General features: G+C 46.4%; 11 protein-coding genes and 1 pseudogene. 6 read left to right on the top strand and 6 right to left on the bottom strand.

From position 1 onward, the window contains the following. Window positions 1–203: 203 nt before the first annotated feature. The gene (locus tag E5S67_RS30080) at window positions 204–1,040 is read right to left on the bottom strand and encodes a M15 family metallopeptidase (protein ID WP_172192868.1); all 837 of its coding nucleotides are present in this window, start codon (window positions 1,038–1,040) and stop codon (window positions 204–206) included. Between the two features lie 55 nt (window positions 1,041–1,095). Here E5S67_RS30080 and E5S67_RS30075 point away from each other — a divergent pair, with 55 nt between their 5' ends. Beyond that, entirely contained in the window at window positions 1,096–1,239 is a 144-nt protein-coding gene (locus tag E5S67_RS30075) for a hypothetical protein (RefSeq protein WP_172192866.1), read from the top strand. A 26-nt stretch (window positions 1,240–1,265) separates the two neighbouring features. Here the strand turns inward: E5S67_RS30075 and E5S67_RS30070 are convergent, their stop codons facing one another. The 3 genes and pseudogenes from E5S67_RS30070 to E5S67_RS30060 form a co-directional block, all read right to left on the bottom strand. Then, window positions 1,266–1,448 (bottom strand): helix-turn-helix domain-containing protein, encoded by a 183-nt coding sequence (locus E5S67_RS30070; protein ID WP_172192864.1) that lies wholly within the window; start codon window positions 1,446–1,448, stop codon window positions 1,266–1,268. Window positions 1,449–1,484: 36 nt separating this feature from the next. Beyond that, window positions 1,485–1,853 carry a helix-turn-helix domain-containing transcriptional regulator gene (locus E5S67_RS30065; protein WP_172192862.1) on the bottom strand — a complete coding sequence of 123 codons (369 nt, stop codon included), beginning with the start codon at window positions 1,851–1,853 and terminating at the stop codon, window positions 1,485–1,487. Further along, window positions 1,846–2,185: pseudogene (locus E5S67_RS30060) on the bottom strand (type II toxin-antitoxin system RelE/ParE family toxin). Before E5S67_RS30060 ends, E5S67_RS30065 begins: the two are co-directional and overlap by 8 nt. A gap of 268 nt (window positions 2,186–2,453) precedes the next feature. Here E5S67_RS30060 and typA point away from each other — a divergent pair. Continuing rightward, on the top strand, window positions 2,454–4,244 hold the full coding sequence (gene typA, locus E5S67_RS30055) for a translational GTPase TypA (RefSeq protein ID WP_172192860.1): 1,791 nt from the start codon (window positions 2,454–2,456) through the stop codon (window positions 4,242–4,244). Window positions 4,245–4,480: 236 nt separating this feature from the next. Here the strand turns inward: typA and E5S67_RS30050 are convergent, their stop codons facing one another. Next, window positions 4,481–5,242 (bottom strand): tetratricopeptide repeat protein, encoded by a 762-nt coding sequence (locus tag E5S67_RS30050; protein WP_172192858.1) that lies wholly within the window; start codon window positions 5,240–5,242, stop codon window positions 4,481–4,483. Between the two features lie 13 nt (window positions 5,243–5,255). Further along, window positions 5,256–5,624, bottom strand: coding sequence for a helix-turn-helix domain-containing protein (locus E5S67_RS30045; RefSeq protein ID WP_172192856.1), 369 nt, complete (start codon window positions 5,622–5,624; stop codon window positions 5,256–5,258). 18 nt (window positions 5,625–5,642) lie between these two features. On the opposite strand from E5S67_RS30045, the gene E5S67_RS32875 reads away from it, so the two are divergent. From E5S67_RS32875 to E5S67_RS30030, 4 genes are all read left to right on the top strand, one after another. After that, on the top strand, window positions 5,643–5,786 hold the full coding sequence (locus tag E5S67_RS32875; protein WP_216670809.1) for a hypothetical protein: 144 nt from the start codon (window positions 5,643–5,645) through the stop codon (window positions 5,784–5,786). Window positions 5,787–5,797: 11 nt separating this feature from the next. Then, window positions 5,798–6,343 carry a hypothetical protein gene (locus E5S67_RS30040; RefSeq protein ID WP_172192854.1) on the top strand — a complete coding sequence of 182 codons (546 nt, stop codon included), beginning with the start codon at window positions 5,798–5,800 and terminating at the stop codon, window positions 6,341–6,343. A 137-nt stretch (window positions 6,344–6,480) separates the two neighbouring features. Then, the gene (locus E5S67_RS30035; protein WP_172192852.1) at window positions 6,481–7,353 is read left to right on the top strand and encodes a ParA family protein; all 873 of its coding nucleotides are present in this window, start codon (window positions 6,481–6,483) and stop codon (window positions 7,351–7,353) included. Beyond that, the gene (locus tag E5S67_RS30030; RefSeq protein WP_172192850.1) at window positions 7,350–7,796 is read left to right on the top strand and encodes a hypothetical protein; all 447 of its coding nucleotides are present in this window, start codon (window positions 7,350–7,352) and stop codon (window positions 7,794–7,796) included. Before E5S67_RS30035 ends, E5S67_RS30030 begins: the two co-directional genes overlap by 4 nt. Window positions 7,797–8,107: the final 311 nt, after the last annotated feature.

Below are 8,107 nucleotides of genomic sequence, written 5' to 3'. Positions count from 1 at the left end.
CCCGCGCCTTTCTTTGTCCCCCCCCACCCGCCCTTCCTCCCTCGGGTCCCGTATTGTGTGCTGGGCGATGTTTAACCGCTCCCGGTGCGGTCCTGGTTGGCCCGGGGGCTGGGGGGGTGTGGGAGGGAAATCTTCACGCTTGACTTAATTCTCTCAACATCTATCCGTTAAATCCCGTACATTGCTCGTTGCCGAACTTCCTTCTACTTTTTCATCGAATGAGCTTTGTAGAAAGTTTCGAGGCTTTGCTTGTCGCCCACAAAGCGCCAGTGCCAAGGCTCGTAACTGACGCCTTGGCGGTTGTTTTTGGGGAAGGACATTTCAAAGCTGAAAGCGACAGCGTTGGCTTCTAACCACTTAAATGCTTGGGTATTTTCAAAACTGGGACTGAGGTTGTTTTCCGGGGCGCTGCCGTCACCGATGTCGATCGCGTAACCGGTGTGGTGTTCGCTGTAACCTGGAGGGGCGCTGACTTCGGCTCGCTTGCTGGCGTTTTGCCTGCGTTCGGCTTTCACGTCAAAAAATACGTGCTGTTGGTCTTCCACGGAGCGAAAGCCGGATATGGGAGCGAAGTAGATGCCTGAGGCTGCTGCGGCGTTAGCCATTTCCTGATATTTTGCTGCTGCTGAGGTGCGGAGTTTGATGCTACCGTCGGAGGTGACCCCTACCAAGTCTGGGGCTGGTGCTTCTGGGTACGGCAAATGTCCCAGCAGGTTGTCTGGGGTTGCGGCGGCGGTGCCGACTTTTGGATTGGTAGCTGGACTCGCGGCGGACGGAGACGCGGAACTGGCAGGTGCTGGGTTTTGTTGAGTTTGCTCTGCCTGACTGGTGGCTGGGAACAAGTTAAAGTTGAGGTGCAGCCAGATGCTGACCCCAAAGGCTAATACGGCCAACCCTAGCAGTTTCCAAATCAGCCCTTTTTTCTTAGACTGACTCTGCCCTGCTTCTGGGTATGGGTGGTCTCGCACTGCTTCTGGAATTTCGTCGGCGACAAGCTCCGAGGCTTGCGGGGGTTTTCTTGACAGACTAGCGTTATCCAAGCCAGCTCCACTCCTGCACTTCAATAAGGCTCAACGTTAAAAATTGTAGACCGATATGGGCGATCGAACAGCTACAATTGTCGCTGAGAATATATCATCTCTTTCTGACTTCGCCCCATCCCATCCGCCAACTCTCGCATCTGTTGCTTGGGCCCACAGTCGATCGTCCCTGCGAGGTCGCACTGGTTGGCGCTGGTAGCACTGGTTTATTTTAAGTGTAATTTGTTACTGTTCGACAAAATCCAACAATTCTTCGATCGACACATCAAACGTCCGCACCAATTTTAGCAGAGCACGGATGTCAGCCATTGCCATACCTGGTGATCGGGCATAACTTTTAACAGTATTGTAGGATACTCCAGAGCGATCGGCTACTTCCTTTAGCGATCGGCATTCGAGCGCCGTCAAGTTCTAATTAATAGCTTAAAGCTCGATCGACCCGCATCAAACATTACCAACTTCCGCAAACTCAGCACCACCAACAGAATCTTCCTCTTCCCCTTTATCCCCTTCATCAACCGCAACAGTTAACTTCAATCCCACAGCATTCAGCCAACTTGCCAAAGCATAAATTGTCGCACTTCCTTCTCCCGACAACAAAACATCTAATTTTTCCAAATGCAATTTAGCATCTTCAGCAGACATATTTGGTTCGCCCAGAGCCTCAAATACATCTCGAAGTGCTTTTCGCATGATTCCTAATTCCAAATCTCCTTCTTCCTCCTCAAGTATCTCTGTGAGGTAAGCCACAGCAAATAAGGGGTCTTTGAGAGATTTAATTTTTAACGGATGGTAAGGTACGCTTTTAGGCATTTTCTCTGCTCCTGTATTCTCTCCAATATTTCTTAGCTGTGCTAATATCTTGCTCTTGAGTGCTTTTATCTCCGCCACACAGCAGAAGAACTATAGTTGTTTCTATTTGTCCAAAATAGACGCGGTAGCCCGGGCCAAAGTCAATCCTAAATTCCCAGACTCCCTCTCCCAGCGATCGAGAATCTCCCAGATTGCCATCGCTAACCCGCTCAAGCCTTTTAACAATCTTGGCTTTGCCTTTAAAGTCAAGGGAGAGATTCCAACCACTCGGAAAAAGGAATTTTGCCATCAGGTATCTGATACTGCTGAATATCTCTGGGTTGTACTTCCATAAGGTCGATCGTACTTGCACCCTCATCTTAATACGGGCGATCGACCTATCAAAGCTTCTTCACTTGGGCCAACTCAAAATCACCGATCAAAAGGAACTCTGCCATCAGGCGTGGTGTAACACTTAATTTCCCTCGGTTGCGCTTTCATAATCTTGATTCTAGCCACGGAGAACTCGAATCTTGCAGCCCGCCCGATCGCCCCTTGACTTCATGCGCTACAATTATTAAGAAATCTTTAGTTAAATCCGTTTAACGTCCCAGACGCATTATGAGTCTTCCCATTCGCAACGTCGCTATCATTGCTCACGTCGATCACGGCAAAACCACCCTTGTGGACGCTCTTCTCAGACAGTCCGGGGTCTTCCGCGAAGGGGAAGAAATCCCAGATTGCGTTATGGACTCCAATGATATCGAGCGCGAGCGTGGCATCACAATTCTTTCCAAAAATACCGCCGTCAGGTACGGAGAAACCCTGATCAACATCGTCGATACCCCCGGACACGCGGACTTCGGCGGTGAAGTCGAACGAGTTCTCGGCATGGTAGACGGTTGTTTGCTGATCGTAGACGCCAACGAAGGCCCGATGCCGCAAACCCGCTTCGTGCTCAAAAAAGCCCTAGAAAAAGGACTGCGCCCGATCGTCTTTGTCAACAAGATCGATCGCGATCGAGCCGACCCCCACAAAGCCGTCGATAAAGTTTTGGATCTGTTCCTAGAACTAGGTGCTGACGACGATCAGTGCGAATTTCCCTACCTCTTCGGTTCCGGCTTAAGCGGTTACGCCAAAAAACACCTCGAAGACGAAGGGGTAGATATGAAGCCCCTCTTTGAAGAAATCCTCGACCACGTACCGCCCCCCGTAGGCGACCCCAACAAGCCGCTGCAACTGCAAGTAACCACCTTAGATTACTCAGAATACGTCGGTCGCATCGTCATCGGCCGCATCCACAACGGTACAATTAGAGTCGGTCAACAAGCAGTCTTAATCACCGAAAGCGGCGCGCTTGTCAAATCAAAAATTAGTAAATTGATGGGCTTTGAAGGCCTGAAGCGGATTGATATCCCAGAATCTTCTGCTGGTAATCTTGTCGCCGTTGCTGGTTTTGCCGATGCCTATATTGGCGAAACAATTACCTGTCCCAACGACCCGCAAGCGCTGCCTTTAATCAAAGTAGACGAACCGACTTTGCAGATGACCTTCTCGGTGAACGATTCCCCGTTCTGCGGTCAAGAAGGAAGTTTGGTAACATCGCGTCAAATTCGCGATCGACTGATGCGAGAACTCCAAACCAACGTTGCCTTGCGCGTCGAAGAAACCGACTCTCCCGACAAATTTCTCGTATCCGGCCGTGGCGAACTCCACCTCGGAATCCTGATCGAAAATATGCGTCGCGAAGGATACGAATTCCAAGTATCCCAGCCGCAAGTAATCTTCCGCGAAGTCGGCGGTCGTCCCTGCGAACCCTTTGAATGTTTGGTGTTAGACGTACCCGAAGAAGCAGTCGGCGGCTGCATCGAACGCCTCGGTCAGCGGAAAGCAGAAATGCAAGATATGCACGTCAGCAGCACCGGCCGTACCCAAATAGAATTTTCAGTCCCCGCTCGCGGTTTGATTGGATTCCGAGGCGAGTTTATGCGCTTGACTCGCGGCGCTGGAATTATGAATCACAGCTTCCTCGACTATCGCCCCCTCGGTGGAGAAATTATCGCCCGTCGCAACGGAGTATTGATTTCCTTTGAAGAAGGAACTGCGACCCAGTATTCACTGAAAAATGCTGAAGACCGCGGCGTATTTTTCATTACCCCCGGAACCAAGGTTTACAGAGGGATGATTATCGGAGAAAACAACCGAGATGAAGACATGGAGCTGAATATTTGCAAGTCCAAGCAGTTGACAAACCACCGCGCATCTGGCGGTGAAGAATTGGCGCAATTGCAAGCGCCAGTGGATATGAGTTTGGAGCGCGCTTTGGAGTACATCGGTCAGGATGAATTGGTGGAAGTAACGCCAAAATCTATTCGCCTGCGGAAGGTTTCTAAGAAGTTGGTCAAACGCTAAAACAACTTGTAGGGTTGGCATTGTGCCCATTGGTGTCAACTTAAGCGGAAAGACCACCAGGGAATTAATTCCCTGGCGTCGGGCTAAATTCCTCTTGCATAGGACTAATGAGTTCTTCATTCAGTCTTATGAAGAGGAATTTAGCTTTGAGGCGGGGGTTTCAACCGCTGCTGAATTTGAAGCTTTAAGGAAGGTAGCAATTACTCTTTTTATCCGTTTACTAAATGCCATCGCTCTCAATCTTCTTGCGGAAGTTCTTCTATTAGATTAAGTACCTTTTGGTAATTTTCTTCTTTTCCCTGGACAAGATATAAATTTTTAGCATTGTGAAAATCGACATTTGCTTTTTGGGAATAGCCTAATTCATAGTGGACGATGCCTCGGTTTATATAAGCTTGGGCAAAGTCTCGTTCAAGCTGAATTGCCTGGGTATAATCCTCAAGCGCTTTCTCTTTGTTCCCCAGCCTAGAGTGAATAACTCCCAGGTTATAGAAGGTTATAGCATTATTGGGATTCAGCCTAGCTGCCTGGGTGTAATCTTCAAGCGCTCCTTGCAGATAGTCTAATTTCAATAAGTAGACATCACCTCGATTATTCCAAGCAAGGGCATCATCAGGATTTAGTTTAATTGCTTGGGTGAAATCTTTAAGCGCTTCTTCCAGATTGCCTATCTCTACATTATTAACACCTCGGTCATTGTAGGCTTGAGCATAGTCAGGGTTTAGTTTAATTGCTCGGGTGTGATTGGCCTGCGCTCCTTGATAATCACCTAATTTAGAAGAAATAATACCCAGGTTGTTGTGAAATATTGCACAATCAGGATTGAGCAATATCGCCTCTTTGTAATCCTCAATTGCTCCTGGATAGTCCCCTAGTTCAGCACGAAAAAGAGCCCGGTTATTGTAGGCATTTGCATAATTAGGCTTTAGCTTAATAGCTCGATCAAAGTTTTCAATTGCTCCCTCAAAATCTTTGTCCTTAGCCTTGTTTATTCCCAATTCATCGAAATCCTCAGCAGAGTTCGGAGAGTGCGATCGCACCCTCTCTCTCGACCACAACCTCGTCACAAAAGTTGTCCAGCACTTCCTCAATTTGCTCAGGTTGAGCATCTTGAAAATGAGGGTTACTTTGTTCTTTTTCCTCTGTCTCAGTTTCAGTGAGCGGATTAGCAATAATATCTCTCCAATCTAGCCCTAGCCTTCTACAAATCTCTTCAAAATTTAAGCGCTCAACTGGTTCAGGTTTAAAAAAACGACTAACAGTTGAGCGAACTATTCCTACCTCTAGCGCTAAAGCCTTCTTATTTAAACTATTTGTGATTAAAGCTTCGTGTGCTTTTTTGATGCCTTCTGGAGATGCCTTTAATCCTCTTATCGCCATAGCCTGACTCCAACACTTATGGCTATTGTAACTGAACGAATGAAAGTCAGACACAAACTCAGACAGAAAGTCGGACACATCAGACAGTTTAGTCGGTCACAATCTCAGACACCGACCCTCGAAGCTAGGGATGTAGTGATTTACTACTCAAAACTTAGCTGACGGAATTAATCATGTACAACAATAATCAGCACAACGAAGCCGAATACTCCCAGCCACTACCCCCGCTTTCCCAAAAACAGGAATACGACTTCCAAACTCAAAAGAAAGTAGGAAAGACAGGAGAGGCGATCGTAGACCAGTGGTTGCAGATTCATGGCTATCGCATGGAGGATGTCTCAGATTTGCCACAGTATCAGAAAGCAGGTATTGACCGCGTACTAATTCGCCCAAACGGTTCAACTGCAACTGCTGAGTACAAGACTGATATAAAAGCCAAGCAAACTGGAAACTTATTTTTTGAAGCTTCTGACGATCGCAACCGTCCCTGTTGGGGATTGACTTCGCAAGCCGATCTCTGGATATTTTTCATTCCTCAACAGGAGATATTGGTCGTCGAACCGGGTAAATTCAGGTTGTTAGTTTTGCAGCAACAGCCAGAACTCCCGCAGAAAGTAGTACCAAATCGAGGCTACAGTGTAACTGGATTACCTGTTCCATTAGTAAAGGTGCGGAATATTGCTAGTCACGTTTTCAAGTTTCCTGACGTTCTTTTCTAAAAAGAGACTCGCTGTTAATCTGGCGATCGCCTACTCAAGGCGATCGCCATTATTCGAGTAATAATACTTAGCAAACGCTAATTGGGCGATCGTTATGTTTTAATAAAAAATTGAGCAAAATCCAAGCAAAACCAGCCATGAGTCCTAAATCAATAGCCGTAATCAACTTCAAAGGCGGTGTCGGAAAGACCACCGTCACTTGGAGTCTGGGAAATATTATATCCCAAGGAACCGACTTAGAAGTCTTGATGTTAGACTTAGATCCGCAAATGTCGCTCACAGAGGCGATCGGACTTAACGAAAATACCGGTCATTTAGATGACAAGTTTGGTAAGTGGTACGAACAATCTCTCAAGCACAGACTTACCATTTACGACGCTCTAGAAGTCTTTAAAAAAGCCGGACAAAACTTTAAATTTCCCGTTGGTTTCGACACCATTTATCAGATTGACGAACAGTTGCATTTTGTTCCTTCAGTTGAAGAATTGTATTGGTTGGATATCGATGGCTTTGAGGGAAAAAGTGTTAAAGACTTCATCCGCAGATTCATCGGCAAAATCGCCAACTCTGCCAATCTCCCCAAATACGACTTGATGCTTTTTGACTGTTCGCCTTCCTTCAGTCTCCTCACCTACAGCGTACTCTCTTGCTGCGACTTAATATTGATTCCCGTCAATCCCGATTATTTTGGTTCTAGGGGATTAAGCTTAGTTTTAAACTCGCTTCAGAAACGGATTGAGCCTTATCCGTTTCCTAAGATAGCAGTCTTTATGAATAAAGCTAAAACCTATGGAGGATTGCTGACAAATGAAGTTCAGTTTTACATGAGAGAAGTAAAAAGACTTTGCGATGAGATATCAAAAGATAATAACATAGAAGTTAGATTTTTAGAATCGACGATTCGCGAAAGCGTCGGGCTAAAACGGGCAATTAATGAGGGAGAACTGCCGCGAGAATTAGTTAGAGAATTTGAAAAACTATGGCGCGAGTGTGAGGAGTATCTGAAATGATTAAAAAAGAAATTTTGGCTGCTTCCGAACAAGAAAGCGGGGGGTTAGTTAAGGAAATTGGCGAACTTAAGGAAATCTTGCGGGACGTTTCTAGAAAATTAACCAGGCTTGAAACTCAAGTCAAGCGGGGAGGGCTTTCTGCTGAGTCAAAAACTTCGGATATTTCCACTGGTGCTGATGTTAATAAACCTGCTAATTTATCGGCGAGAAATGTTCTAGAAGTTTATGAAGAACTGCGTTTACAAGCTAAGAATGGTAATGAAGAAGAGGTGAGGCAAAAATTGTTGGCAATGAGTGCAAGTGACTTGAACTTGATGTGTTGCGAGTTAGGGATGCCGCCCAGCAGCAAGAATCCGTCCCGCAAAAAAATGTTTGAGCTAATTATTGGCAGAATTAAACAGAGTTTGAGGCTGTCGCGGCATATAGACCGACAAACACTTTGAAAATTAAGCAGATGAATCGATAAAATGCGTTTTAACTTGCATTTCCCCCTGGGATATGGAACAGGCAAGATGCCCGTTCCACAAAAGCCTGTTACACAAAAGTTTAAGTGGAGTGTGGGGTGGGGATCTTGCCAGCGTCTGAAAAGCTTGTTGCAAATTCTGCAACTTTTCAGCTTCCATAGATTATGGCCGATAAGTGCGATCGCCCTTATCTCCCTAACGGGTGCATCTCACTTTGGCACATACATCAAATTGAAAGTTGACCGTTGAGATAAGCACAGCGAAGAGCAAGCATAGAGGAAACGTTCTCA

It is taken from the genome of Microcoleus asticus IPMA8, from assembly GCF_013179805.1.
Classification (GTDB): domain Bacteria; phylum Cyanobacteriota; class Cyanobacteriia; order Cyanobacteriales; family Microcoleaceae; genus Microcoleus; species Microcoleus asticus.
Note: the sequence above shows the minus strand (reverse complement) of the source record. Positions and strands in the feature narration are given on the sequence as shown.